Here is a 24,921-nt window from a genome sequence, read left to right as displayed (position 1 = left end):
GGGGGGGGGGGGGGCCCCCCCCCCGCCCCCCGCCCCCGCCCCCACCGCCCCCCACCGCGCGCTGACGCCCCCGTCTCACCCGGTGATCAAGGGGTTTGCGTCAGAGTTCGCACCACCGCTGACGCAAACCCCTTGATCACCGCGCGCACGGTGGGAGGGCTGGGAGGGGTGGGTGGGGTGGGGGAATGGGGGTGGGGGAATGGGGGTGGGTGGGGTAGATTAAACGATCGTTCAGGAATGCTCTGGGTGGGTGGGGGTCGGTGTGGAGCTGGAACAGCTGCGCGAACGCGTACTCGGCGGTGGTGCGGAGAAGTACCACGCGGCCAACGCCGCCAAGGGCAAGCTCTTCGCCCGGGAGCGGGTGGCGTACCTGGTCGACGAGGGGTCCTTCGTCGAGGACGGGATCTACGCCAACGCCGCCGCCGAGGGGTTGCCCGCCGACGGGGTGGTCACCGGCACCGCCACCATCGAGGGGCGTCAGGTCTGCCTGATGGCCAACGACTCGACTGTCAAGGCGGGCAGCTGGGGCGCCCGTACCGTCGAAAAGATCATCCGGACCATCGAGCGGGCGTACTCGACGGGGGTGCCGATGGTCTACCTGGTCGACTCCGCCGGGGCCCGGATCACCGACCAGGTCGAGCTCTTCCCGGGCCGACGCGGCGCCGGCAGGATCTTCTGGAACCAGGTACGCGCCTCCGGCTCGATCCCGCAGGTCTGCGCGCTGTTCGGGCCGAGCGCGGCGGGCGGGGCGTACATTCCGGCGTTCTGCGACGTGGTGGCGATGGTGGACGGCAACGCCAGCATGTACCTCGGCTCGGACCGGATGGTCGAGATGGTCACCGGGGAGAAGACGACGCTGGAGGCGATGGGCGGGGCGAAGGTGCACTGCACCGAGTCCGGCGTCGGGCACTTCCTCTGCAAGACCGAGACCGAGGCGCTCGACGTGGTCAAGCGCTACCTGTCGTACCTGCCGGGGAGTTGGACCCAGACGCCGCCGGCCGTCGAGGCGGTGCCGGCGCCCGCGAAGGTCGACCTCGCCGCGCTGGTGCCGACCAGCGAACGGCAGGCGTTCGACATGCGCCGGTACGTCAGGGGCCTCCTCGACGAGGACAGCTTCTTCGAGATCCAGGCGCTCTGGGCCAGGGAGCTGACCATCGGGTTCGGTCGGCTCGACGGCGAGGTCGTCGGGGTGGTCGGCAACAACTCGATGTTCAAGGGTGGGGTCCTCTTCGTCGACTCGGCCGACAAGGCGAGCCGGTTCGTGCAGCTCTGCGACGCGTTCAACGTGCCGCTGCTGTTCCTGTCCGACGTACCCGGGTTCATGGTCGGCAGCGCTGTGGAGAAGCAGGGCATCATCCGCCACGGGGCGAAGATGATCACGGCGATCTCCGAGGCCACGGTGCCCAAGATCTGCGTGGTGGTGCGCAAGGCGTACGGCGCGGGTCTGTACGCGATGGCCGGCCCCGGATTCGAGCCCGACGCGACCATCGCCCTGCCCACCGCGAAGATCGCGGTGATGGGCGCGGAGGCAGCGGTCAACGCGGTCTACGCCAACAAGATCGCCGCGATCGACGACGAGACCGAACGGAAGGCCTTCGTCGCCGCCAGGCGCGAGGAGTACGAACAGGACATCGACGTCGTCAGGCTCGCCAGTGAGCTGGTGGTGGACGCGATCGTCCAACCGCACGACCTGCGGGCCGAACTGGTCCGGCGGTTCGCCGCCGCCCGGAGCAAGGAGCGGCACTTCTCCCGACGTCGGCACGGCGTCACCCCGGTCTGACCGACGGCTGCCCACAGAGGAGGACGAGATGGACTTCCGGCTCACCGACGAGCAGGAGGCGCTGCGGGACAGTGTCCGGGACTTCGCCCGCGAGGTCGTCGCCCCGGTCATCGCCGAGCACTACGAGCAGCACACCTTCCCGTACGAGGTCGTCCGGCAGATGGGGAAGATGGGCCTGTTCGGGCTGCCCTTCCCGGAGGAGCACGGCGGCATGGGCGGCGACTACTTCGCCCTCTGCCTGACGTTGGAGGAGCTGGCCCGGGTCGACTCCAGCGTGGCGATCACCCTGGAGGCGGCGGTCTCCCTCGGCGCGATGCCGATCTACCGGTTCGGCTCCGAGGAACAGAAGGCCCAGTGGCTGCCGAAGCTGACAAGCGGCGAGGCGCTGGCCGGATTCGGGCTGACCGAGCCGGGTGTCGGCTCCGACGCCGGGGGCACCCAGACCCGGGCGGTGCTCGACGAGGCCACCGACGAGTGGGTGATCAACGGATCGAAGGCGTTCATCACCAACTCGGGCACCGACATCACCGCCCTGGTCACAGTCACCGCAGTGACCGGCACCCGACCGGACGGCTCCAAGGAGCTCTCCACCGTCATCGTCCCCTCGGGTACGCCCGGATTCACAGTCGCCCCCGGCTACTCGAAGGTCGGTTGGAACGCCTCCGACACCCACGAGCTGACCTTCGACGACTGCCGGGTGCCGGCGGCGAACCTGCTCGGCGAACGCGGCCGGGGCTTCGCCCAGTTCCTCCGGATTCTCGACGAGGGGCGGATCGCCATCGCCGCCCTGGCGGTCGGGCTCGCCCAGGGCTGCGTCGACGAGTCGATCTCGTACGCCGGACAGCGCCACGTCTTCGGCCAGCCGATCGGCAACTACCAGGCGATCCAGTTCAAGATCGCCGACATGGAGCTGAAGGCGCACACCGCCCGCCTGGCGTACTACGACGCGGCGGCCCGGATGCTCGCCGGTGAGCCGTTCAAGCGGCAGGCCGCCATCGCCAAGCTGCACGCCAGCACCGTGGCTGTGGACAACGCCCGGGAGGCCACCCAGATCCACGGCGGGTACGGATTCATGAACGAGTACCCGGTGGCCCGGTTCTGGCGGGACTCCAAGATCCTGGAGATCGGCGAGGGCACCTCCGAGGTCCAACGCATGATCATCGCCCGCGACCTGGGCCTCTGATCACCCCGGCCCCCGACTCCCTCCTCCGTTCGCCTGCCGGGCGGTGGGGGTGAGGTGGGGGCGGAGGGTGGCCAGGTCACCCCGCGAGTCGAGGACCAACCGGCGGGCGTCGACCCGGGTGCCGTCCGGCCCGACCAGGACGTCCCGGACCGCCGGGTGTTCCAGCCGCCAGCCGGATCCCAGCAGGTTCGCCTCGACCAGCCGGATCAGGGCGGTCGGCGGATCGTCCTCGTCGTACGGCACCGACTCGACAGCGGAGGGCGGTACGTCGAGGGCGATGGCCAGCAGCTCCGCCGACCGGTCCCGGATCACCTCGCCGACCTCCACGTCGTCGACAGGCCGCCGCCCGAGGAGGGTCGTCACGTGGCCCCGGAACGCGTCGGCGTCCTCGGCGGCCCGCCGTCGCCACCACGCCGGTGGGGCGTCGGCCCAGGTCGTCCAGCCCAGATACTGCGGGTACGGGACGCCCACCAGTCGGCGTACGATCCGACGCTGTTGACGTGGGGTGAGTGGGGCGGTCGGTACCGGGTCGGCTGCCGGCATGAGCACCACCGCCTCGGCACCGAGTTCCCGCAACGCCGCAGCGAGGGCGGGATGGTGCCGCGCCTGGAGTGCGGCGGTGTCGTCGTCCCAGTCCGACGGTCCGATCCCGTGTCGCAGCAGCCGACGCCAGCCCTCGTCGAGGTCCCGGATCCCCACCCCGGACCGCAGGGCGCTGCGTCGGGGCACCCCGTCGTGGAGCCGGTCGTACTCGTCGGGGACCAGGCTGGACCGGGCGAACGCCAGGGCGGCGGGGCGGGTCCCCCCGGCGGCGTCGACGGCCGCCGCGTCGGCGTCCCGGTGCAGGACGGCGGCGAAGGCGTCGAGTTCACGACGGAGCGCCTCGGCCCGACGCAACCGCCGGCCCGCCCGGTACGACCCGTCCCCGTCCGTTGCGCCGGACCCGCCCTCGGTCGACGCAGCCCCCCGGCCCTCGGTCGTCCCGGTCGCGACAGCCGAATCGAGTCCGGTCGTCTCGGCTGCGACAGCAGTCCGGTCCTCGGTCGTCTGGGCTGCGACAGCAGTCTCGATCTCGATCGTGTCGGTCGCCTCGGCCCAGAGCTCGAAGAGGGAGTCGACGAGTCGAGCCGGTCGATATCTCAGGAGCGCCAGCCGGTGGGCCACGACAGCCCGTAGTTCGGGCCGGTCGAGGCAGGCGAGCAGGGGCAGACCGACGCAGAGGAACCGTCGGCCGCCCACCACCTCCACAGTGACCACCGGGTCGGCGGTGAGGAGCACGCGATCGGGCGGTGCAACCCCGACCCGTCGGGCCACCTCCTCGACCAGGGCGGTGAGTTCGGGATGGGTGTCTGCGGTGACGGGGACGCCACCCCGGTTCCCCCACCGGGCCGCGCCGAGTTCGTACAGTGCCTGCAGGGCGAACCAGAGCAGCATCACCGGGGCGAACAGGATCACCGGGGCGAGGAGGACCAGCACCCCGCCGTACGCCAGCGGGCCGAGTGCTCCGCTGTGCCGGGCCACCAGCCAGCGGGCTCGCCACCGGCCGAGGCCACCCGGCAGTTCGTCGTAGCTCATGCCGGGGATCCTGCCGGTCGGCAGGGCTGATGATCATTGGTCGTTCGGTGGAGGAGCGCTGGCCACGCGTCCGACAGGCCAGCAGCGGGTGTGCCGGGGGCCCCGGTCAGGTGCCGGGTGCCCGGGTCGGCAGCGGGCGCCGGGTGGCGGGTACCGGGTCGGCAGCGGGCGCCGGGTGCCGGGTGGCGGGTACCGGGTCGGCGTCGGGTGGCGGGTGCCGGGTCAGCAGTGGGGGGTGCCGTGTGCCGGATCGGTGCTCCCGGCGGTCGCCCCCGGGTGCACCGCGTCGCGGACCCGGCGCAGGCCCTCCAGCAGGTTCGCCAGGGCGGCGGGTTCGAGTTGCCCGGTGAACCACTGCTCGATGATCCGCAGGTGGCCGGGCAGGGTCTCGTCCAGCCGCTCCAGCCCGGTCTGGGTGACCACCGCGTACGAGCTGCGGCGGTCGTTGGGGCAGGCCCGCCGACAGAGCAGGCCGCCCCGTTCCATCCGGTCGACCACCCGGGTGACCCCGCTGGTGGACAGCGACGTCTGGGCGGCCAGGTCGGTCATCCGGAGTTGGTTGCCGGGTGAGCGGGCGAGGCGGGTCAACACCTCGAATTCGACCGGGGAGAGACCGTGCTCCTCGAACTGCTCGGCGAAACGCGCCGACAGGCCGGCGTGCGCCTCGACGAGCAGCCCGACGGCGGTGATCCGGGGGTCGTCGAACACGTTCTGGTCCACCCGCCCAGCATAGCAGTGCTTGACAGGAGGAATATTGCTGTAGCTATAGTTGCTTCCGCAACTGATTGATCGCTCGTCCCCCTCTCTGGAAGGCAGTGTCATGACCGTCAACACCGACGGGGTCACCCGCGACTGGAACGGCCTCACCATCCCCACCCCGGGCACGTACGCCCTGGATGCAGCGCACAAGCGGGTCGGTTTCGTCGTACGGCACATGATGGTGAGCAAGGTGCGGGGTGAGTTCACCGAGGCGACCGCCACCGTCACCGTCACCGAGGACCCGCTGGGCTCCGCCGTGAGCGCCACCATCCAGGCGGCCAGCATCAGCACCGCCCAGGACGACCGGGACGGGCACCTCCGTAGCCCCGAGTTCCTCGACGTCGAGAACCACCCGACTCTGGAATACCGCAGCACCGGTGTGAAGTCTCACAACGGCAACGAGTTCGTGCTCTCCGGGGAGCTGACCATTCGGGGCGTCACCCGCCCGGTCGACCTGGAGGTCGAGTTCGAGGGGGTCGGCCGCAGCCCGTTCGGCCAGGACATCTTCGGCTTCACCGCCAGCACCGAGATCGACCGGGAGGACTTCGGCCTCACCTGGAACGTCGCGCTGGAGACCGGCGGCGTGCTGGTGGGCAAGAAGATCAAGATCGAGATCGAGGGCGAGGCCATCCGGCAGGCCTGACCCTCTTCCGAACCGGCCCGCGCTGCCTCGACGGCACGCGGGCCGGTTCGCGTTCGTGAGGTCGACCCGTGCGGCGGGCCGCCGGGCGCGACGCGACAGCCATCGTGGAATGTGAGATGCCTTCCCTTCTTCCCGGTCGGTGTTAACCGGGTGCCCCTCCTTTCACCTAACGTGGAAACCTCACGATGTGCTTTCGGGACGGCGCGTTCCGCAGGCACGACCCTCCTGGAGGACACATGGGCAAGAACGTCGCGCACGGCGCCTTCTCCCGGGAGGATCGCGTCCGGTATCGGCAGAAGGTCCGACGATGTCTGGACGTGTTCGCGCTGATGCTCGACGACTTCGGGTTCGACGCCGACCGGCCGATGACCGGGCTGGAGATCGAGCTGAACCTCGCGGAGCCGGACGCCGGACCCGCCATGCGCAACGAGGAGATCCTCGCCGACATCGCCGACCCGCTGTTCCAGACCGAGCTGGGCCAGTTCAACCTGGAGCTGAACGCCCTGCCCCGGCTGATCGAGGGCACCGGGTTCGGCGACTACGAGAGGGACCTGCGCAGCAGCCTGTCCCGGGCCGAGAACCAGGCGGCGAAGTCCGACGCCCGGATCCTCCTGGTCGGCATCCTGCCCACGCTCACCGAACGACACCTGGTGGCCGACAACCTCTCCACCAACGAGCGCTACCGGGCGCTCAACGACCAGATCGTCGGCGCCCGGGGCGAGGACATCGAGCTGGACATCCAGGGGGTGGAACGGCTCCAGACCCACACCGACTCGATCGCCCCGGAGGCGGCCTGCACCAGTCTCCAGTTCCACCTCCAGGTCGCCCCGGACAGCTTCGCCGACTACTGGAACGCCTCCCAGGCCATCGCGGGGGTCCAGGTCGCGGTCGGCGCGAACTCCCCCTACCTGTACGGCCGCCAGCTGTGGGCGGAGACCCGGATCGCCCTGTTCCAGCAGTCCACCGACACCCGCCCGGACGAACTGAAAGCCCAGGGCGTACGCCCCCGGGTGTGGTTCGGCGAGCGTTGGATCACCTCGATCTTCGACCTGTTCGAGGAGAACGTCAGGTACTTCCCGCCGTTGCTGCCGATCTGCGAGGACGAGGACCCGGTCGAGGTGCTGCACGCCGGTGGGGTCCCCCAGCTGGCCGAGCTTCGACTGCACAACGGGACCGTCTACCGGTGGAACCGCCCGGTGTACGACATCATGGACGGTCGTCCACACCTACGGGTGGAGAACCGGGTGCTCCCGGCCGGGCCGACGGTGGTGGACATGCTCGCCAACGCGGCCTTCTACTTCGGACTGGCCCGGGGGCTGGCCGAGGCGGACCGGCCGATCTGGAGTCAGCTCACCTTCAGCGCGGCCGAGGAGAACTTCCACGCCGCCGCCCGACGGGGCATGGACGCCGTCCTGCACTGGCCCCGCCTCGGCGAGGTGCCGGTCACCAAGCTCGTACTCGACGTGCTGTTGCCGAAGGCGGCTGCCGGTCTGGACCGGTTCGGTGTCGCGGCGGCGGAACGGGACCGGCTGCTCGGCATCATCGAGCAGCGCTGCCGTACCGGGCGCAACGGCGCGGTCTGGCAGACCGAGACGGTGTGGGCGGCCGAGCGGAAGCGGGGGATGGACCGGAGTGCGGCCCTGCACCACATGGTGCAGCGGTACGCGGAACTACAGGCCGGCAACGAGCCGGTGCACACCTGGCCGGTCGACGCCTAGGAAACCGCGACCGGGTTACTGGTCCCGGCGGCCGGGGCGTGGGCGGGGGGTGACCGGTGGGCTTGCGATCACGTCGGTGACCTCGTCGGCGGTGGAGTCCGCCCCGGGCGGCTTCGGCTTGGACTTCGGCTCGGCCGCCGAGGAGGAGGTCGGATCCTCGGACTCCGTGGTCCGGGTCCGGGGCTTTCGTTTGGCGGTCGACGTCGCAGACCGGGACCGGGAGGACCGTACGGCGGTCGGCGGGTCGGCGGGGGAAGCCGGTTCGGCGCTGCCAGTGACCCCACCCGGCACGGACGACCCGGCCCCGGCGGACGCCCTGGCCTGAGCGGACGCCCCGGCCCCAGCGGACGACCCCGCCTGAGCGGAGGCCCCGGCCACATCAGGCGAACCGGCCACATCAGGCGACCCAGGCCCGGCGGACGACGCCGCTCTGTCGGACGATGCCGCCGCATCGGACGGTACGACGGCGTCCGCCCGGTTCGTTCCGGGGCTCGACGATTCCGGCTCGGCGTCCCGTTGCCGGGGAAGCCGGACGGGTCCACCTGCCGAGGTCACCTCGGTGGGCTCGATCGCGGTGGTAGGTCCGCCCGCCTCGACGGTGGCCTGGTCGGGCCGGGTGCGGCCCGGGGCGGTCCGGTCGGGTTCGGCGTCGGCCTGGGCGGACCGGGTGGCGGCGCGCTGGGCGAGTGCGGTGAGCAGTGCCGAGGCACCGGCCCCGACGACGACCGCGTACGGGGCGACGAGGTGGGCCGAGACCTGCTCCGGGTCGAGTGCTGCCAACCTCGACACGACCAGGAAGTAGGCGACCGCGACGAGGAGCGGTCCGGCGGCCCCGGAGACCGTGGTGCCGACCCGACGGAGCGGGTCACGGGCGTACCGCCGGGCGGCGAGGGCGCCGATGACCAGGGCGGAGACCAGCGAGAGGACCGCGCCGGGCCAGTAGAAGTAGTCGCGTACCCAGAATCCGGGGTTGTCAGCGCTGAGCTGCCAGATGCCGAGCTGGGCGCTGGTCAGTCCTCGACCGGCGATCACCCCGTCCACCACGGCGACCGCCGCGAGCAGCCACAGCCAACCCGCCGTGGCGATCAGGTTCATGCGGGCGGCTGGGGAGTTCAGCGCCCAGAGGGCGGCCAGGAGTCCGATCAGGACCCCCGCGCCCGCGTATCCGGCGGCGACGGTCTGGGGGGACGAGACGAACGGCAGGTCGGCCGCCCGGGCCGGCACCGCCACCAGCAGGACGGTGGTCAGCCCGCCCAGTGCGGCGGCGACGGCCAGGACCGACGCCCCGAGGAAACCGGGGTCCGGTCGGACCGGGCCGGGACCCGCGTCGGTGTCGGGAGCCGGGTGTCCGCGTAGTCGCTGGGCGCACACCGCCCCGGCGATTGTCGAGGTGGCAGCGATCCAGGTGGCCCAGGCGAGGCTGGCGACCCAGCCCGCCTCCTGCGGTGCGGCCCCGGCCGGAGCCCAGGTGATGATGCCCAGCCCGTAGCCGAAGCCGAGCTGAGCCGCGCCCGCGCCGGCGGCGACGCCGACGGCGGTGGCGATGGATCCTCCCCAGCCCCTGGCCATGCGGGGGAGCGTAACGGTCCCGGGCCCGTGCGGCGAGTCGTGGTGGTGGCCGGTGACGAGAAGAGAGTCCCTCGTGACGCGCGGTGATCCGCGCTGATCCCGGCCGATACCGCCCGGGAGGGTTAGCGTGGATCCACGAGGGCCGGGGCGCCCGTTCCGAGGGGACGTGCCATGAGCGACGACCGCCGGGAGCCACCCACCGGGGACGACGGCGACCGGACCCGGGGGTTGCCGCCCGGCGACGAGGGGGACGCCACCCGCCGGATCTCCCCGGAGGGCGCGGACGTGACCTGGCTGTTCTCGTCCGGCGACGAGACCCGACGGATGCCACCGGCAGGTGATCCCCCGCCCGCGCCGACTGGCGGCGGTGACCGGGTCGGTCCGCCACCGCCGGACCGGGTCGGTCCGCCGCCACCGCCGCCACCGCCACCGCCACCGCCACCGCCGCCACCGCCACCGTCGGACCGGACCGCGCCGTTGCCGGCGACGGAGTCGACCCGGGCGCAGGACCGGGTTCCGGGGGAGACGAGTGGAGCGGCGGTCTGGTCGGGACGGGCGGGGGTGCCGCCCCCTCGGCCCGGCGACTACCAGGAACCCGAGTGGTACGGCGAGGAGCCGCCCGGTCGGCGCTGGTGGACCCCGATCCTGCTCGGGGTCGTCGGATTGCTGGTGGCCGCTGTGGTGGGCGCCGGGGCGTGGTTCGTGGGGCGGTCGGTGGAGGGCCCCGATGAGACGCCCACACCGCCGCCGACTGTGGCACCGACCTCTGCGGCGCCGACCTCGGCCACGCCTTCCGCCACGCCCGCCACCACCCCGGCGACGACGGCCGCCACCAGTGCCGCACCGACCACCCCGCCGGTCGACGAGGTGCCGATGCCGCCACTGGTAGGGCTCGCCGAGGCCACGGCGCGGGCCCTGCTGGACCGGCTCGGGGTGGCCTACCGGTTGGAGTACCGGGAGTCGGCCGAGAGCCCGGGCACCGTGGTGGCCACCGACCCGTCCCCGGGTGAACCGGTGCCGACGGGTCAGGAGGTGACGGTGGTGGTGGCTGCGGCACCCGAGTCCCCCACCCCGACCGTCACTCCCACCGGGCCGCAGGTGCCGCCGACCCCCTGACCGGGATCACCACATCCGGCGTCGTACGCCGAGCATCGACATTCCGGTAAGGGAGACGACGAGCCCGCCCACCCCGGACCAGAACAGTGAGGACGGCACCTCGTCGCCGGCCCGCCCACCCCTGCGGGGGTCGCCGACAGCCGACCCGCCGCCGACCCCGGCCGGTACCGCGCCCGGCGTACGGTCCGGTCCGGGCGGGTACGTGTTGGTATCCGCCGGTGCCCCGGTTGAGTACGGGTCGGTGACCGGTGCCGACTCCTCGATGACGAAGATCGCCGGTGCCGGTGACGGGTGCTGGACGCGGGCTGTGGATTCGGCCGGGTCCGGGGCCGCGACCAGGATCGCGGTAGCGGTGCCGAACATCGCCAGCAGGCCGAGGGTGGAGCCGATCCGGACGCGGTGCCGGTGGTGAGTGCCGAGCGGGTCGAGCCGTGTGGCGGGCAGACTGAGCATGGCCATCCCAGGTTCGGGGTCTGAGGCCGCGCGGGGTGCTACATGCCGGGGTGGGCGTACCGAAGTCTATGGCAGAGGCCCACCTGCCGGAGGCGGAAACGTGAAGGTCAGCCGACCCGGACCGGGGTGCGGACGACGGGCCGTCGAGGCCGTAGGGCCGTGTGCGGGCGGGGCTGCGGGGCGGCCGAGATCTGCTCCAGTCCGGCGCGCTGGACGAAGATCGACCGGCGGCTGACCGCGTCCCCGGTCGCGTCCAACTCGTAACCCTCGAGCCAGAGCCAGCCGTGGTATGTCGGCCAGTCGAGCACCCGGATCACCCGGAACTTGATGGGGCGTCGCTTGAACTGGACGCTCGCCGCGCGAGTCACGTGCAGAACGTCACCGGAGCGGGGAAGCACATGGGCTCCTGAAGGATCGTGGGCCGGCGGCACGCCGGCGGCGGCTGGACGGGGTGTCACATCCCGGCGAGGGGGTCGTGCCCTCGTTGACCGGCTTTGGTGCAAGCAGTGCTGGTCCGGCCGGGCCCGCTGGTGGCGCGCCGACACCCGACCTGCACCCGGTTCCACCCGGTTACCCCTCCCGCTGCTCCGGTTTCGGCCGGTGGCGGCGAGTCACTCCCGGTACGGACCGATCACGTGTTCTCGCAGCTCAGGGTCGCCGTTGTGGCCCCGTTCGAGGCGGTTTCGACGCACTGGTCCGGTGGTCGACCGGAACGGTGAGTAACCCGAGCCCTACGGACAGAGTGCATCAGTGTCGTCCGGCATGCAAGTTGCACGTCGACTTTTGCCGATGCGTGAACGGGCAGCGAAATCGATACGTGAACACGCCACGGCATCCCGCTTGAAGCTCTCGATGCAGAGCGGCACACTGGACGCCCGTTTCGCCGTCGCGGCCGGCCGACGAACGGCTTCACCCCCATGCCGCGAACGATCGCCCGCCGTTCGACGGTCGCGCCCCCGGCGGGAGTCGACGTAGGCGCGATTTACCGGAGGTAGCTCGGGTGAGCGCGAGTGTCCAGCGTTCCGGACCAGCAGCCCCTGGGGCGAGCCGTGAGTGAGCGACGCAGCCCCACGATCCGACGCCGCCGACTCGGCGCGGAACTTCGCCGCCGCCGCGAGTCGGCGGGCATCACGATCGAAGCCGTCGCCGAGCAGTTGGAGTGCTCGGCCTCGAAGGTGTCCCGCATCGAGACCGGGCACACCACCGCCACACCCCGCGACGTGCGGGACATGCTCCGGATCTACGGGGTGGTGGGCGAGGAGAGCGACGAACTGGTGCAGTTCGCCCGCGAGGCCCGGCAGAAGGGCTGGTGGTACCCGTACAACAACGTCCTCTCCGGCGCGTACGTGGGACTGGAGGACGCCGCCCGCACCATAAGGACGTACGAACAGCAGGTCGTCTCGGGTCTCCTGCAGACCGAGGAGTACGCCGACGCGGTGATCCGCCAGGGTCGATCGGATCTACCGGTCGAGGAAGCCCGCCAGAAAGTGCGTGTCCGAATGGGACGCCAGTCGTTGTTGACGCAGGACGATCCGGTCAATCTATGGGTGGTGCTCGATGAGGCCGTGGTGAGCCGGCCGGTGGGCGGGGACGCGGTGATGCGTGGCCAGCTCCAGCGGTTGGTGGAGGTTGCCCAGCTACCGAACGTGACGATCCAGTTGTTGCCGTTCACGGCGGGAGCACACTCCGGTATGGACGGCACCTTCACCATTCTCAGTTTCCCTGAGCCCGGTGACCCCGATGTCGTGTACGCGGAGAACGCCATGGGAGGGCTCTTCCTCGAAAAGGGCGAAGAGCTGAAGAAGTACAACCTCATCTTCGAGAACGTTCGAGCAGCGGCCATCGGACCGGAGGAGTCCATTGCACACATCGCGACACTGGCAGAGGAGCCGTTGTGGAAGTGGCGACCAAGGGGTTCCCCGAGGACCTGACGCAGGCAGTTTGGTTCAAGAGCTCCAGGAGTGGGCCGAACTGTGACAACTGCGTGGAGGTGGCGTACGCGAGCAGCGCGGTCGGGGTCCGGGACACCAAGGACCGGTCCGGACCGGCGCTGATCTTCGCTCCGGGTGACTGGCACGCCTTCGTCGCCGGTGCCAGGAAGGGTGTGTTCGGCCGGTACTGACCCACCGGCCAGATCGAGGGGCGCGGAACCCTCCGGCAGCGTCGCCGGGTCGGTTCCGTGCCCCTCGTGCGTCCGCACCAGCACCGGCATCCGGGTGGTCGAACGGCGCTGGGCACAACGCCGAACAGGGCTTATGTCCGTCGTGGACAGGTTCCACCCCGTCGCCACTTCCGGCCCGTGTCGTTGAACCACTCGGTACGGCGCTGGTCGACCAACCGGCCGCAGGAATGCGTAACCGAGCGAGGCAGGCGAGACGGATGACGACGATCGGGTCAGACAACCACACAAGCGGTCCGGGCAAGCAGGAGCGGTTCGGTGGCAAGTACCGAGGCTCCCGCCGCGACACAGTGCTCACCGAGGTGGTCACCGGTGACAGCGAACTCGACGGCCGGGGCATGGCGCCCGCGCCGGAGCAACCCGGTTCACCCCTGTCGTTGCCCTCCATGGAGTCCGGCCCGCTCCGGGAGCCGTCGTATCCGACAGGAGGATGGCCGATGGACCCGAACGACACACTCGTGGACCACCCGCTGATGCGGGGTCTGCTGCTCGAACTGCCGCCCCGGGGGAGCATCCCCCCGCCCGGCTGGCTGGACCGGTGGTTCGAGGCGACCCGGTCGATCCTGGAACTGCTATACGTGGAGGGCGTCGGGCGTCCGCGGTGAGGTGAGGACCGGCTCCGCCGGTGCACCGGCGTCCGGCTCCGCCACGGCCCGTTCGGCGAGGCGGCTGTGCCGCAGGGAGTGCCGGACCGCGATCGCGGTGACCACGAGCAGGCCGACGGTGACCGCCGGACCGGTCAGACCCGCTCCGGCGAGCAGGCCGAAGCCGTTCACCGAGAACACCCCGACCACCGTGGCCAGGCCGGTGGCCTGGAGCGGGAGCCCGATCAACGGATGGGCGGCGGCGGCCCGCAGCCCGTGCGGGGCGGGGGTGCGCGGCGCGGCGGCGAAGGCGGCGGCCCCGGCGCTGAGCCGACGCAGTCGGCGTACTGTGCAGACCGCCACCACCAGGGCGGGGACCGTCGCCAGGGCCAGCCCGGCGGCGGCCCGGTCGACGGGGGCGGACCCGGGGCTCTGCAACCCGGCCATCAGGACCCCGCCGGTCAGACCGAGTCCGGCCAGGGTCAGCGCGAACAGCCAGTGGACCCGGCGACGGAGCGTGTACGCCCGGTGCAGCCGGGGCATACCTTCGGCGACGATTCCAGCGGTGAGCCAGACGGCGGCGACCGTCACCAGCACGATGAGATGACTGTCCATGTGAATACCCTTGCCCACTCGGGCGGCGGGCGAATCCGGGACGGCACCCCCGGTTGCCCCGGAACCGACCCGTAGGGGGCTCCCACCGGCGACGACGACACCCGGCCGCCGGTGCGGGTGCACGACGACGAGCGCACCTCCCCTGTCGTGGTGGCCGGGCGGCCACGGCGACCAGGAAGGTGCGCTCGGTGCGAAGCCTGTCAGACGGCGAAGGTGGGGGGGCGCTCGGTGGCCGGAGCCGGTGGACGCGCCTTCCACAGACCGGTCTTCTGGGCGGCAAGGCGGCCCAGGTAGGCCGGGTTGAGGATGATGTAGCGGCGCCAGAGGCGCTTCGGCTCCAGGCCGAGCCGCCAGAACCACTCCAGCCCCGCCTTCTGCATCCACGGCGGGGGCTGCTTGAGCAGACCGGCGTGGTAGTCGAAGGCCGCGCCGACAGCCATCATCGGGATGTCCAGCAGCGGACGCATCGCGTACGTGAAGACCTCCTGGCGGGGGCAGCCGAGCCCGACCAGGAGGAGCCGGGCTCCGCTGGCCCGGACCCGGTCGGCGATCTCGACGTCCTCACCCGGCTGGACCTGGCGGAACTTCGACGCCTCCACCCCGGCGATCCGCAGGGTCGGGAACATCCGCTCCAACGCCGGGATCAGCCTGGCCAGGGTCTCGTCGGTCGAGCCGTACAGGTAGACGGGCAGCCCCTCCTCGGCGAAGCGGCGCAGCACGTGCAGGGTGAGCGTCGGACCGTAGACCCGGTCCGACAGGCCGGCGCGGTGCAGCAGGTTCAGCGCCCACCGGACCGGCTGCCCGTCCGGGGTGACCAGGTCGAAGGAGTTGAGCCGGGCGTTGTGGGCCGGGTCCAGGACCCCGGTCATCACCCCGTGCACCGCCAGCGCCGTCAGGGCAAGCGGACGCCGCTCGTGGCCGGCGGCCACCACCTGCTCGGTGGCGGCCGTGTAGTCGGTGGCGTCGACCAGGACACCGAGTACGTTGCGCTTGGTGTTCATGCCCCGGGCACCCACTTGTCGACGTTGGCCTCGTAGATCTCCCGCATGATCATGGGGACGTCGTACACCTGCTTCCAGTCGGGGTAGTCGTTCTGGAACGCCTCGTTGGACCCGATCCACCACTTGTGGTCGCCGATCCGGTTGGCCTCGACGTACTCGGTCACCATCTCCTGGCCGGTGATCTGCTCGGCCAGCGCGAAGGCCTCCCGGTTGGAGACGTTCGAGTGCCGCCCGCCGCCGAGGTTGTAGACCGCCGCCGAGCGCGGGTCGCGGAAGAACGCCTCGAACGCGGAGACCACGTCCGAGCTGTGGATCGCGTCCCGGACCTGCTTGCCCTGGTAGCCGTAGATGTTGTACGTCCGGCGCTCCATGTTCGCCCGCATCACGTACCCGAGGAAGCCGTGCAGTTCGGTCGCGGAGTGCGCGGGGCCGGTCAGGGTGCCACCCCGGAAGCAGGCGGTACGCATGTCGAAGTAGCGGCCGTACTCCTGGACCATCACGTCCGCGGCGACCTTGGAGGCTCCGAAGACCGAGTGGAGGCAGGAGTCGATCGACATGTCCTCCCGGATGCCCTGCTCGTACGGGTGCCCCGACTCGATCTCCCAGCGGGTCTCCAACTCCACCAGCGGCAGGCTGTTGGGGCGGTCGCCGTAGACCTTGTTGGTGGAGCAGTGGACCACCGGTGCCTCGATGCAGTGCTCGCGGACGCACTGGAGCACGTTGAGGGTGCCGACCGCGTTGACGTCGAAGTCGGTGAAGGGGTCGCGCACCGCCCAGTCGTGGGACGGCTGCGCTGCTGTGTGGATCACCACGGCGACGTCGCGGCCGTAGCGGGCGAAGAGCTTCGCCAGCGAGTCCCGGTCCCGGATGTCGATGCTGTGGTGCGAGTACGCGGAGCCACACTCGTCGGCGAGGCGGCGCACGTTCCATGCGGTCGACGCTTCGGCGCCGAAGAACTCCTGCCGCATGTCGTTGTCGATGCCGACGACGTCGAGACCGAGGCCGGCGAAGTGCCGTACCGCCTCCGAACCGATCAGACCGCCCGATCCGGTCACCAACGCGACAGCCACACGCCACTCCTGGTTCATTCGGAGCCTAGGGACAAAACCACCGGAGCATAGCGTGGTGCCCGGAGGACCCCGACACGAAGCAAGGGCCCCGCATCGCTGCGGAGCCCTTGGCCTGTGGTGGGGAAGGGGGGAGTTGAACCCCCACGCCCTTTCGGGCACACGGACCTGAACCGTGCGCGTCTGCCATTCCGCCACTTCCCCGTGGCTTGACCGGGAACACTGTATCCGGTCCGATCTCCGCTGTTTCCAGCGGGCTCGGCACACCCTACGCTGTCCCTGACCGTTGCCTCGATCGGATACCGTACCCAACGTCAGCTACCCGACGTGGGTCACTGTTCGGTGTTCGGTTACCGTTCGTGGCGGACGAAAGAGTAGCACGACAGCGTGGGCCCGTCCGAGCGGGCCGACGACAGGCGGCCGAGCGGCGTGTGAGCTGCGAGCGCTTCGGCCGGATACCATCATGTCCTCGGGACCCGAGGAGGAGCCGGTGAGCGTGCTGCAACGCTTCGAGAAGCGACTGGAAGGCCTGGTCGAAGGGGCCTTCGCCAAGGTCTTCAAAGGGGTGGTCCACCCCGTGGAGATCCTCAACGCCATGCAGCGGGAGGCCGAGGCGCACAAGGCGATCCTGGCCGGTGGGCGCACGTTGGTGCCCAACCGCTACGTGATCGATCTCTCGCCGTACGACCATAGTCGGCTGGCACCGTACGCTGCCGCGCTGGCCCAGGAGTTGGCCCAGTCGCAGGCGGAGTTCATCGGTGAGCAGGCCTGGACGGTCTACGGCGACGTGATAGTCGAGGTCGAGCGGGGTGAGGGCCTGGACACCGGAATGTTCCGGGTGACCGCCGAGGTCTACACCGGTGGTGACGTGGCCCCGGTCTCCGCGCCCGGCTACGACCAGGGCGGGTACGACCAGGGTGGCTACGACCAGGGCGCGCCCGGCGGCTACCCCGCGTACGACCAGGGCGGCGGTTACGGCCAACAGCAGCAGGGACACGGCGGCACCCGCAACGTCCGGCTGGTCTCCGGCGACGGCCGTACCTACCCGTTGCAGATGGGCTCCACCGTGATCGGCCGAGGCGACCAGGCCAACCTGCGCCTGCCCGACGTCGGCATCTCCCGGCGGCACGCCCGGCTGGACTTCGACGGGGGGCAGGTGGTGCTCACCGACCTCGGATCGACGAACGGGACCATGGTCAACGGTCAGCGGGTCTCCGCTGTGGCCTTGAACCCGGGTGACATGATCCAGCTCGGTACCACCACCCTGACCTTCCGCGTGGACGGCTGACCCGCCTTGCCCGAACTCGTCATCACCGTCGCCCGGTTCGGGTTCCTGATCCTGTTGTGGATCTTCGTGTTCACGGTGGTCGGAGTGATCCGGCGGGACCTGTTCGCGGGTGCCAAGTCCGGGCGACTGGTGGCCCCGCCGCGCGCGGTCGGAGCGCCGGCCGGCCCGGCGGCGAAGCCCGCGAAGGTCAAGCGGGGCCGCGCCGCCCGGCAACTGGTGGTGACGGCGGGGCAACTCGCCGGCACCAGGATCACCCTCGGCGAAGCGCAGATCACCATCGGCCGGGCGGAGGACTCCACCCTGGTCATCACCGATGACTACGCCTCGGCCCGACATGCCCGGCTGGTCCCGCGAGACGGGCAGTGGTTCGTCGAGGATCTCGGCTCGACTAACGGCACCTACCTGGATCGCGCTAAGGTCACCGGACCTACCCCCGTCCCCCTCGGCGTGCCGATCCGGATCGGCCGCACCTCTCTCGAATTACGGCCATGACTCTGACCCTGCGCTATGCGGCCCACAGCGACCGCGGTCTGATCCGAGACGGCAACCAGGATTCCGTCTACGCCGGACCGCGGCTTCTCGCCGTCGCCGACGGTATGGGCGGCATGGCCGCCGGTGACGTCGCCAGTAACATCGTCATCGGTGCCTTGGCGCCGCTCGACGAGGACGTCCCTGGGGACGCACTCGTCGACGCGTTGCGTTCCGCCGTCGGCACCGCCAACCAACAACTCCGCGACACCGTGGACGCCAATCCGCAGATGGAGGGGATGGGCACCACGCTGACCGCGACCCTCTTCTCCGGCAGCAAGCTCGGAATGGTCCACATTGGTGACTCCCGGGCGTACCTGCTGCGCAACGGCGAGTTCGCGCAGATCACCAAGGACGACACGTACGTCCAGATGCTCGTCGACGAGGGCCGGATCAGCGCCGAGGAGGCGAGTAGCCACCCCCAGCGCTCGCTGCTCACCAGGGCGCTCGACGGTCGCGACATCGACCCCGAGTACAGCGTCCGTCACGTCCTGCCCAGCGACCGCTACCTGATCTGCAGCGACGGTCTCTCGGGCGTGGTGAGTGCCGAGACCATCGCCGACACCATGCGGGAGTACACCGACCCGCAGCAGTGCGTCGAGCGACTCGTCCAGCTCGCGCTCCGAGGTGGTGGTCCGGACAACATCACGGTGATCATCGCCGACGCCACGGACCGGGACATCGTCGAGTCCTCCCCGATCGTGGGCGGCGCCGCCGCCCGGGACCGGGGGATGGCGACCTCCGCCGACGACTCCACCCCGGCCGCCCGTGCCTCGGCGCTCTCCGCGCCGCGCCCACCCGCCCCGGACGAGCCCACTGCCAACCGGGACGACGACCCGGAGCAACCGAAGCGGCGTCCGATCCGGACCGCCGCGATGGTGCTGGCCCTGCTGGTCATCCTCAGCGGGGCGGTCTTCGCCGGCTGGACCTACATGCAGCGGCAGTACTACGTCGGTGCCACCGAGTCCGGCCAGTTGGCCGTCTTCCGGGGGGTGCCCGGCCAGGTGGCCGGGATGGACCTCAGCAGCGTGCACTTCACCAGCCCGGTCCAGCTCGACGACCTCACGGCCGCCGCGCAGGAGCAGGTCAAGCAGGGCATCCAGGCCCGCAGCGAGAGTGACGCCGAACGTCGGCTGGCCGACCTGACCGACGAGGACCCGGCCAACCCGAACCTGAAGCCGCTCTGCCCGCCGGTGCCCACCCCGCCGCCGTCGAGCCCGTCGCCGAGCCCGGCGTCGAGCGGATCCCCCTCCCCGGGGCAGGACGACGCGTCGCCGACCCCGCGCGGCAGCGCCGTGGCCAACGAGGAACGGGCGACACCCCGACCGCCGGCCACCGCCGAACCGACCATCACACCCGACGCACTCTCGACCGACCTGCCGCCGGCGTTCGATCCGGCAGGCTGCCGGTCGGCCGAGTGAGCGCCGGCTGGATCCCGAGGAACGACGCGTGACCGCAGCGGCCAACCCGGTGACCTCGCCCAGCACGGGCGAGGACTCCGGCGTACGCCTGGCCCGGTCACGACGCAACTCCGAGCTCTGGTTGCTGCTGCTGGCCATGGTGCTGACGGCCGCGTACCAGGCGATGATCGAGGCGAACGTGCTGGACACTGTCACCTCGGACTTCTGGGTGCCAGCCGCCGCGCTGACCGCCGTCTTCGTCGGCGTACACGTCGTCATCCGGTTCCTCGCCCCGTTCGCGGATCCGGCGCTGCTGCCGGCGGTGGCCCTGCTCAACGGGCTCGGCGTGGGCTTCCTGCGCCGCCTCGACCTGGACGACGCCGCCCCGGCGGACCGGGCCGACCTGGCCACCTTCGCCGGGATCGGTGGGCGGCAGCTGCTCTGGACGCTCATCTCGGTCCTGCTCGCCGCCGGGCTGCTGGTGCTGATGCGCGACCACCGCTCGGTCTCGCGGTACGCGTACACCCTGGGGCTGGCCGGCATCGTGCTGGTGATGATCCCGGCGGTGTTGCCGGCCCGGTTCTCCGAGATCAACGGCGCGAAGCTGTGGATCCGGGTCGGCAGCTTCTCCATCCAGCCGGGTGAGTTCGCCAAACTGGCCCTGCTCGCGTTCTTCGCCTACTACCTCGTACGCAAGCGTGAAGTGCTCTCCCTGGCCAGCCACCGCTTCCTGGGCGTCGACTTCCCCCGGGGCCGCGACCTCGGTCCGGTCCTCGTGGTCTGGGCGGTCAGCCTCATGGTGCTCATCTTCCAGAAGGACCTGGGCACTTCGCTGCTGTACTTCGGCATGTTCGTGGTGACCCTGTACATCGCCACCGAACGGGTCAGCTGGCTGATCATCGGTCTGCTGCTCTTCTCCGTCGGTGCGTACGTGGCGTACTTCCTCGGCAGTACCGTCGGCGGGCCGTTCGCCAACTTCTACGTCCGGGCCGAGATCTGGCTCGACCCCTTCGCCGACCCCACCGACAAGGGCTACCAACTCGTCCAGGGGTTGCTGGCACTCGGCACCGGCGGGTTGTTCGGGGCCGGACCGGGCGGTGGTGAGCCGGGGATCCTCCCCGAGGTGCAGAACGACTTCATCTTCGCCGGGATCGGCGAGGAGATCGGGCTGTTCGGGCTCTCCGCGCTGCTCGTCGTCTACCTGCTGATCGTGCAGCGCGGACTGCGGGCCGCCCTGGCCGTCCGGGACTCGTTCGGCAAGCTGCTCGCCGGTGGGCTCTCCTTCACCCTCGGCCTCCAGGTCTTCGTGATCGTCGGTGGGATCAGCGGACTCATCCCGCTCACCGGTCAGACCACGCCGTTTCTGTCCGCCGGTGGCTCGTCGCTGATGGCGAACTGGCTGCTCGTCGCGGTGCTGCTGCGGATCTCCGATGCGGCGCGCCGCCCGGTCGTCACCGGTCGTGGGACGACCTCCCGGCCGGGTGGCGGCCCTCCGGAGCAGCTGCACGGTGCCCAAACGGAGGTGATCCGCCCGTGAACGCACCCCTTCGCCGTGTCGGTGTGGTGGCCATGGTCCTGTTCGGCCTGCTCTTCGCCAACCTCAACTGGGTCCAGGCGTACAAGGCCGACGAGTACCGGACCAGCGACTACAACGGTCGGGTCCAGGTCGCCGAGTACGACCGCAAGCGCGGCAACATCGAGGCCGGCGGTACGGCCCTGGCCACCAGCCAGGCCACCGACGGCAACCTGAAGTACCTGCGCACCTACCCCGGCGGGGCAGAGTACGCCCACGTCATCGGGTACAAGCCGGTCAACCTCGGCGACACCGGGATCGAGCGGCTGGAGAACGACTTCCTCGCCGGCACCAGCGACCAGCTCATCGCCGACCGGGTCAAGGACATGTTCACCGGGGACGAGAGCGGCGGCGGAAACGTCCTGCTCAGCATCTCCAAGAACGCGCAGAAGGCCGCCTACGACGGGCTGCGGAACAACAACAACGGCGTGAAGCGGGGTGCGGCGGTGGCGCTGGACCCTCGTACCGGCGCGGTGCAGGCGCTGGTCTCCATGCCCAGCTTCGATCCGAACCCGCTGGCCAGTCACGACACCAGTGAAGCCAGCGCGGCCTACAACAAGTACGAGCAGGACCCGGCGGGCCCGCTGAAGAACCGGGCGCTGGCGGAGGTGTTACCCCCGGGCTCCACCTTCAAGATGGTGGTCGCCGCCGCCGCGCTGGAGGACGGGGTCACCCCGCAGACCCGGATCCCGGCCGGGTCGAGCTGGCGGGCGTCCACCGGCGGTAACACGATCACCAACGCCGTCCCGTCGATCTGCCCCCAGTCCGAGGTGACGCTGATGACCGCTGTCACCGACTCCTGCAACACCGGTTTCGCCCAGCTCGGCGTCCGGATCGGCGCGGAGGCCCTCAAGGAGAAGGCCCGGCAGTTCGGGTTCGACCAGGAGGACCTCACCGTCGGTCACCTCGGCGAGGGCGGCCACCGGGTGGCGCCCAGCCGGACCGGCGACATCCAGAACCCCGACGGGGGCACCGACGAGGCGGCTCTCGGCCAGTCCGCGATCGGGCAGCGGGACGTCCGGATGACCCCGTTGCAGGGGGCGCTGATCTCCGCGGCGGTGGCCAACGGGGGCGCCCAGATGCGGCCGTACCTGGTCCAGCAGCTCCTCGCCCCGGACCGGACTACCGACTACTACACCGCCCGCCCCCGGGAACTGCGCCAGCCGGTCAGCTCGAAGGTCGCCGGGGACCTGCGGGACATGATGGTGAACGTGGTCCGGGAGGGGACCGGTCGCAACGCCGCGTTCGACGGCTACACCGTCGGCGGCAAGACCGGAACCGCACAGTCCGGCCCGCAGAACGCGGACCACGGCTGGTTCATCGGGTTCGCCCTCGACTCCAAGGGGACCCCGGTCTCCGCGGTCTGCGTCGTGCTGGAGGAAGCCGGCAGCGGCGGCAGCGCCGAGGCCGCCCGGATCGCCGGACGGATCATGCGGGCGGCGGTCTCCGACTCCGGGGGACGTTGACATGCTGAGCCCCGGTGTTCAGCTCGGCAACCGCTATCTCCTCGACGAGCGGATCGCCAGCGGCGGCATGGGCGACGTGTGGCGCGGGACCGACCAGGTCCTCGGCCGTACCGTCGCGGTGAAGAGCCTGTTGCCGGCGCTGTTGGACGAGCCGGGCTTCGCCGAGCGGTTCCGCGGTGAGGCCCGGACCATGGCGACCATCAACCACCCCGGTGTGGTGGACGTCTACGACTTCGGCAGCGACCAGCAGATCGCCTTCCTGATCATGGAGTACGTGGAGGGCGACGCGCTCTCCTCCACCCTGAACCGGGTCGGCCGACTCACCCCGGCCCGGACGATGGCCCTGGTGGCACAGGCCGCCGACGCGCTGCACGCCGCGCACCAGAAGGGGATCGTGCACCGGGACGTCAAGCCCGGCAACCTGCTGGTCCGGCCCAACGGCACCCTGGTCCTGACCGATTTCGGCATCGCCCGGTCGGAGTTGGTGGGTCAGCTCACCGCCGCCGGTTCGGTGCTCGGCACCGCCTCCTACATCTCCCCGGAGCAGGCCACCGGCGCTGTCGCCACCGCCGCCTCCGACGTGTACGCGCTCGGTGTGGTCGCGTACCAGTGCCTGGCCGGTCGACGGCCGTTCGAGGGGGACAACCCCCTGGAGATCGCCATGAAGCACGTCCGGGACAACCCCCGGCCGTTGCCCGGTGACATCCCGCCCCCGATCCGGGCGATCGTCGAACGGGCCATGGCGAAGGACCCGGCGGCCCGGTGGCCCAGCGCCGCCGCCCTGGCCGGGGTGGCCCGCCAGGCGAAGCAGGCGATGTCGCAGCAGCAGAACCGGGGCGGCGGGCCGGTCGGGCCGATCTCCGGCGTGCCGTCCTCCCCGGCACCTCCGCCCCCGGGGCGGGCCCAGGTGCCCAGTGCGTCCCGCCAGCCACCCCGCCCGCCGGTGAACCAGCCCAGGCCGGTCGTCTCCCAGCCGATCTCGCCCCAGCCCCGTCCACCGATGGTGGCCCGGCCGCCCGCCCAGCCCGGACGACCGCCGATGGCCGGTCAGCCGCACCGGCCGCAGGTGTCGCCCCCGCCCCGGCCGCAGGTCGCGCCCCCGCCGGCTCGGCCGCCGGTGGCGCCCACCGGGATGGGGCACCACCACATGCAGCAGCACGCTCCGCAGATGCAGCCGGGTATGCCGCACCCCGACCGGTCCTTCGGGTACGCCCGCCCACCGGTCCCACCCGCCGAGCCCCGTCGGTCCAGCTCGACGGCGGTGCTCTTCGTCATCCTCCTGGCCGCGCTGGTCCTGCTCTGCTCCGGCGTGGTTTCCTACTGGCGCAACAGCGACCTGTTCGCCGCCGGGCCGCGTACACCCACGGTGATCTCCGGTGAGCACGCCGTCGGGGAACGCGACGATCTGGTCCAGACGTCGTACCGTCGGATGGAACGGCTACTGCCGAATGACGGCGAGACGACGACGAGCGAAGGACGAGAGACCCGATGACAGCGCAGGCCCGCCTGCTCGGTGGCCGCTACCAGGTCGGTGACCTGCTCGGCTACGGCGGCATGGCTGAGGTCCACCACGGTCGTGACCTGCGGCTCGGTCGGGACGTCGCGATCAAGATGCTCCGCGCCGACCTCGCTCGGGACGCTACCTTCCAGATGCGGTTCCGGCGGGAGGCACAGAACGCCGCCTCCCTGAACCACCCGGCGATCGTGGCCGTCTACGACACCGGCGAGGAGACCGGCCCGACCGGCGAGACCCTCCCGTTCATCGTGATGGAGTTCGTCAACGGGCGTACCCTCAAGGAGGTCCTCGGCGCGGAGGGGCGGCTCCAGCCGCGCCGGGCGCTGGAGATCTGCGCCGACATGTGCGCGGCGTTGGAGTTCAGCCACCGGCACGGCATCATCCACCGGGACATCAAGCCGGGCAACGTGATGCTCACCCTGACCGGTCAGGTCAAGGTGATGGACTTCGGCATCGCCCGGGCGCTGGCCAGCGGGGCCACCACGATGACGCAGACCAGTGCCGTCATCGGGACCGCCCAGTACCTCTCCCCGGAGCAGGCGCGCGGCGAGGCCGTCGACGCCCGTTCCGACGTGTACGCAGCCGGTTGTGTGCTCTTCGAGCTGGTCTGTGGACATCCCCCGTTCGTCGGGGACAGCCCGGTCAGCGTCGCCTACCAGCACGTACGGGAGGCACCGCCGACGCCGAGCGACATCAACCCTGACGTCACCCCGGCGATCGACGCGATCGTGCTGAAGGCGCTGTCGAAGAACCCGCTCAACCGCTACCAGAGCGCCGGCGAGATGCGTGCCGACCTCCTCCGTGCGGCGGCCGGTCGGCCGGTGCTGGCCACCCCGGTCATGCGGGAGGAGGAAGAGGCGACGCACGTCGTCGCCCAGACCGCGGCGGTCGGCTACCCGCCCGCCGCC

The 24,921-nt window shown here is 71.0% G+C and carries 23 protein-coding genes and 1 tRNA gene; 15 read left to right on the top strand and 9 right to left on the bottom strand.

Going from position 1 to position 24,921, the window contains the following annotated elements:
- Window positions 1–250: 250 nt before the first annotated feature.
- Together ABT336_RS21015 and ABT336_RS21010 are read left to right on the top strand one after the other, a co-directional pair.
- Window positions 251–1,780 carry an acyl-CoA carboxylase subunit beta gene (locus ABT336_RS21015; RefSeq protein ID WP_350898325.1) on the top strand — a complete coding sequence of 510 codons (1,530 nt, stop codon included), beginning with the start codon at window positions 251–253 and terminating at the stop codon, window positions 1,778–1,780.
- A 28-nt stretch (window positions 1,781–1,808) separates the two neighbouring features.
- Window positions 1,809–2,963: an acyl-CoA dehydrogenase family protein gene (locus ABT336_RS21010; protein WP_350898324.1), complete on the top strand. Its 1,155-nt coding sequence runs from the start codon at window positions 1,809–1,811 to the stop codon at window positions 2,961–2,963.
- On the opposite strand, the gene ABT336_RS21005 is transcribed toward ABT336_RS21010, so the two are convergent.
- A complete protein-coding gene (locus tag ABT336_RS21005; protein ID WP_350898323.1) occupies window positions 2,964–4,538 on the bottom strand; it encodes a M48 family metallopeptidase in 1,575 nt (524 codons plus the stop codon).
- Window positions 4,539–4,760: 222 nt separating this feature from the next.
- Complete coding sequence (locus ABT336_RS21000) at window positions 4,761–5,258, bottom strand: MarR family winged helix-turn-helix transcriptional regulator (protein ID WP_350898322.1); 498 nt, start codon at window positions 5,256–5,258, stop codon at window positions 4,761–4,763.
- 100 nt (window positions 5,259–5,358) lie between these two features.
- Between ABT336_RS21000 and ABT336_RS20995 the strand changes: the two genes are divergently transcribed.
- Both ABT336_RS20995 and ABT336_RS20990 read left to right on the top strand, forming a co-directional pair.
- The gene (locus tag ABT336_RS20995; RefSeq protein WP_350898321.1) at window positions 5,359–5,940 is read left to right on the top strand and encodes a YceI family protein; all 582 of its coding nucleotides are present in this window, start codon (window positions 5,359–5,361) and stop codon (window positions 5,938–5,940) included.
- A gap of 236 nt (window positions 5,941–6,176) precedes the next feature.
- Window positions 6,177–7,658: a glutamate-cysteine ligase family protein gene (locus tag ABT336_RS20990; protein WP_350898320.1), complete on the top strand. Its 1,482-nt coding sequence runs from the start codon at window positions 6,177–6,179 to the stop codon at window positions 7,656–7,658.
- Between the two features lie 15 nt (window positions 7,659–7,673).
- Here ABT336_RS20990 and ABT336_RS27585 read toward each other — a convergent pair whose 3' ends face one another.
- Entirely contained in the window at window positions 7,674–9,227 is a 1,554-nt protein-coding gene (locus ABT336_RS27585; protein ID WP_502891223.1) for a hypothetical protein, read from the bottom strand.
- Between the two features lie 171 nt (window positions 9,228–9,398).
- Here ABT336_RS27585 and ABT336_RS20980 point away from each other — a divergent pair, with 171 nt between their 5' ends.
- Entirely contained in the window at window positions 9,399–10,343 is a 945-nt protein-coding gene (locus tag ABT336_RS20980; protein ID WP_350898319.1) for a PASTA domain-containing protein, read from the top strand.
- A gap of 6 nt (window positions 10,344–10,349) precedes the next feature.
- Here ABT336_RS20980 and ABT336_RS20975 read toward each other — a convergent pair whose 3' ends face one another.
- On the bottom strand, window positions 10,350–10,802 hold the full coding sequence (locus ABT336_RS20975) for a hypothetical protein (protein ID WP_350898318.1): 453 nt from the start codon (window positions 10,800–10,802) through the stop codon (window positions 10,350–10,352).
- Window positions 10,803–10,903: 101 nt separating this feature from the next.
- A complete protein-coding gene (locus ABT336_RS20970; protein ID WP_350898317.1) occupies window positions 10,904–11,194 on the bottom strand; it encodes a hypothetical protein in 291 nt (96 codons plus the stop codon).
- Window positions 11,195–11,845: 651 nt separating this feature from the next.
- Between ABT336_RS20970 and ABT336_RS20965 the strand changes: the two genes are divergently transcribed.
- From ABT336_RS20965 to ABT336_RS20955, 3 genes are all read left to right on the top strand, one after another.
- Window positions 11,846–12,727, top strand: a complete 882-nt coding sequence (locus ABT336_RS20965; protein ID WP_350898316.1) for a helix-turn-helix domain-containing protein — start codon at window positions 11,846–11,848, stop codon at window positions 12,725–12,727.
- Complete coding sequence (locus tag ABT336_RS20960; RefSeq protein ID WP_350898326.1) at window positions 12,697–12,918, top strand: DUF397 domain-containing protein; 222 nt, start codon at window positions 12,697–12,699, stop codon at window positions 12,916–12,918. Before ABT336_RS20965 ends, ABT336_RS20960 begins: the two co-directional genes overlap by 31 nt.
- Window positions 12,919–13,175: 257 nt before the next feature.
- Window positions 13,176–13,580, top strand: a complete 405-nt coding sequence (locus tag ABT336_RS20955; RefSeq protein ID WP_350898315.1) for a hypothetical protein — start codon at window positions 13,176–13,178, stop codon at window positions 13,578–13,580.
- On the opposite strand, the gene ABT336_RS20950 is transcribed toward ABT336_RS20955, so the two are convergent.
- The 4 genes from ABT336_RS20950 to ABT336_RS20935 form a co-directional block, all read right to left on the bottom strand.
- Complete coding sequence (locus ABT336_RS20950) at window positions 13,548–14,174, bottom strand: hypothetical protein (protein ID WP_350898314.1); 627 nt, start codon at window positions 14,172–14,174, stop codon at window positions 13,548–13,550. The genes ABT336_RS20955 and ABT336_RS20950 overlap by 33 nt on opposite strands.
- A 200-nt stretch (window positions 14,175–14,374) precedes the next feature.
- Window positions 14,375–15,175, bottom strand: a complete 801-nt coding sequence (locus ABT336_RS20945; RefSeq protein ID WP_350898313.1) for a WecB/TagA/CpsF family glycosyltransferase — start codon at window positions 15,173–15,175, stop codon at window positions 14,375–14,377.
- On the bottom strand, window positions 15,172–16,245 hold the full coding sequence (locus ABT336_RS20940; protein WP_350898312.1) for an NAD-dependent epimerase/dehydratase family protein: 1,074 nt from the start codon (window positions 16,243–16,245) through the stop codon (window positions 15,172–15,174). Before ABT336_RS20940 ends, ABT336_RS20945 begins: the two co-directional genes overlap by 4 nt.
- A 115-nt stretch (window positions 16,246–16,360) precedes the next feature.
- A tRNA-Leu gene (locus tag ABT336_RS20935) sits at window positions 16,361–16,446 on the bottom strand.
- 259 nt (window positions 16,447–16,705) lie between these two features.
- Here ABT336_RS20935 and ABT336_RS20930 point away from each other — a divergent pair.
- The 7 genes from ABT336_RS20930 to pknB all read left to right on the top strand — a co-directional run.
- Window positions 16,706–17,530 carry an FHA domain-containing protein gene (locus ABT336_RS20930; RefSeq protein WP_350898311.1) on the top strand — a complete coding sequence of 275 codons (825 nt, stop codon included), beginning with the start codon at window positions 16,706–16,708 and terminating at the stop codon, window positions 17,528–17,530.
- Window positions 17,531–17,536: 6 nt separating this feature from the next.
- A complete protein-coding gene (locus ABT336_RS20925) occupies window positions 17,537–18,022 on the top strand; it encodes an FHA domain-containing protein FhaB/FipA (RefSeq protein ID WP_350898310.1) in 486 nt (161 codons plus the stop codon).
- On the top strand, window positions 18,019–19,479 hold the full coding sequence (locus ABT336_RS20920; RefSeq protein ID WP_350898309.1) for a PP2C family protein-serine/threonine phosphatase: 1,461 nt from the start codon (window positions 18,019–18,021) through the stop codon (window positions 19,477–19,479). The genes ABT336_RS20925 and ABT336_RS20920 overlap by 4 nt, the downstream gene beginning before the upstream one ends.
- A 28-nt stretch (window positions 19,480–19,507) precedes the next feature.
- Entirely contained in the window at window positions 19,508–20,995 is a 1,488-nt protein-coding gene (locus tag ABT336_RS20915) for an FtsW/RodA/SpoVE family cell cycle protein (RefSeq protein ID WP_350898308.1), read from the top strand.
- A complete protein-coding gene (locus ABT336_RS20910; RefSeq protein ID WP_350898307.1) occupies window positions 20,992–22,497 on the top strand; it encodes a peptidoglycan D,D-transpeptidase FtsI family protein in 1,506 nt (501 codons plus the stop codon). Before ABT336_RS20915 ends, ABT336_RS20910 begins: the two co-directional genes overlap by 4 nt.
- A gap of 1 nt (window position 22,498) precedes the next feature.
- Complete coding sequence (locus ABT336_RS20905) at window positions 22,499–23,989, top strand: serine/threonine-protein kinase (RefSeq protein ID WP_350898306.1); 1,491 nt, start codon at window positions 22,499–22,501, stop codon at window positions 23,987–23,989.
- The coding region (gene pknB / locus ABT336_RS20900; protein WP_350898305.1) for a Stk1 family PASTA domain-containing Ser/Thr kinase at window positions 23,986–24,921 on the top strand (936 nt) is incomplete at its 3' end. The genes ABT336_RS20905 and pknB, both read left to right, overlap by 4 nt.

Source organism: Micromonospora sp. NPDC000207, from assembly GCF_040300925.1.
Lineage (GTDB): Bacteria > Actinomycetota > Actinomycetes > Mycobacteriales > Micromonosporaceae > Micromonospora.
The sequence above is the reverse complement of the archived record's forward strand: the minus strand, read 5'-3'. Positions and strand labels throughout refer to the sequence as shown.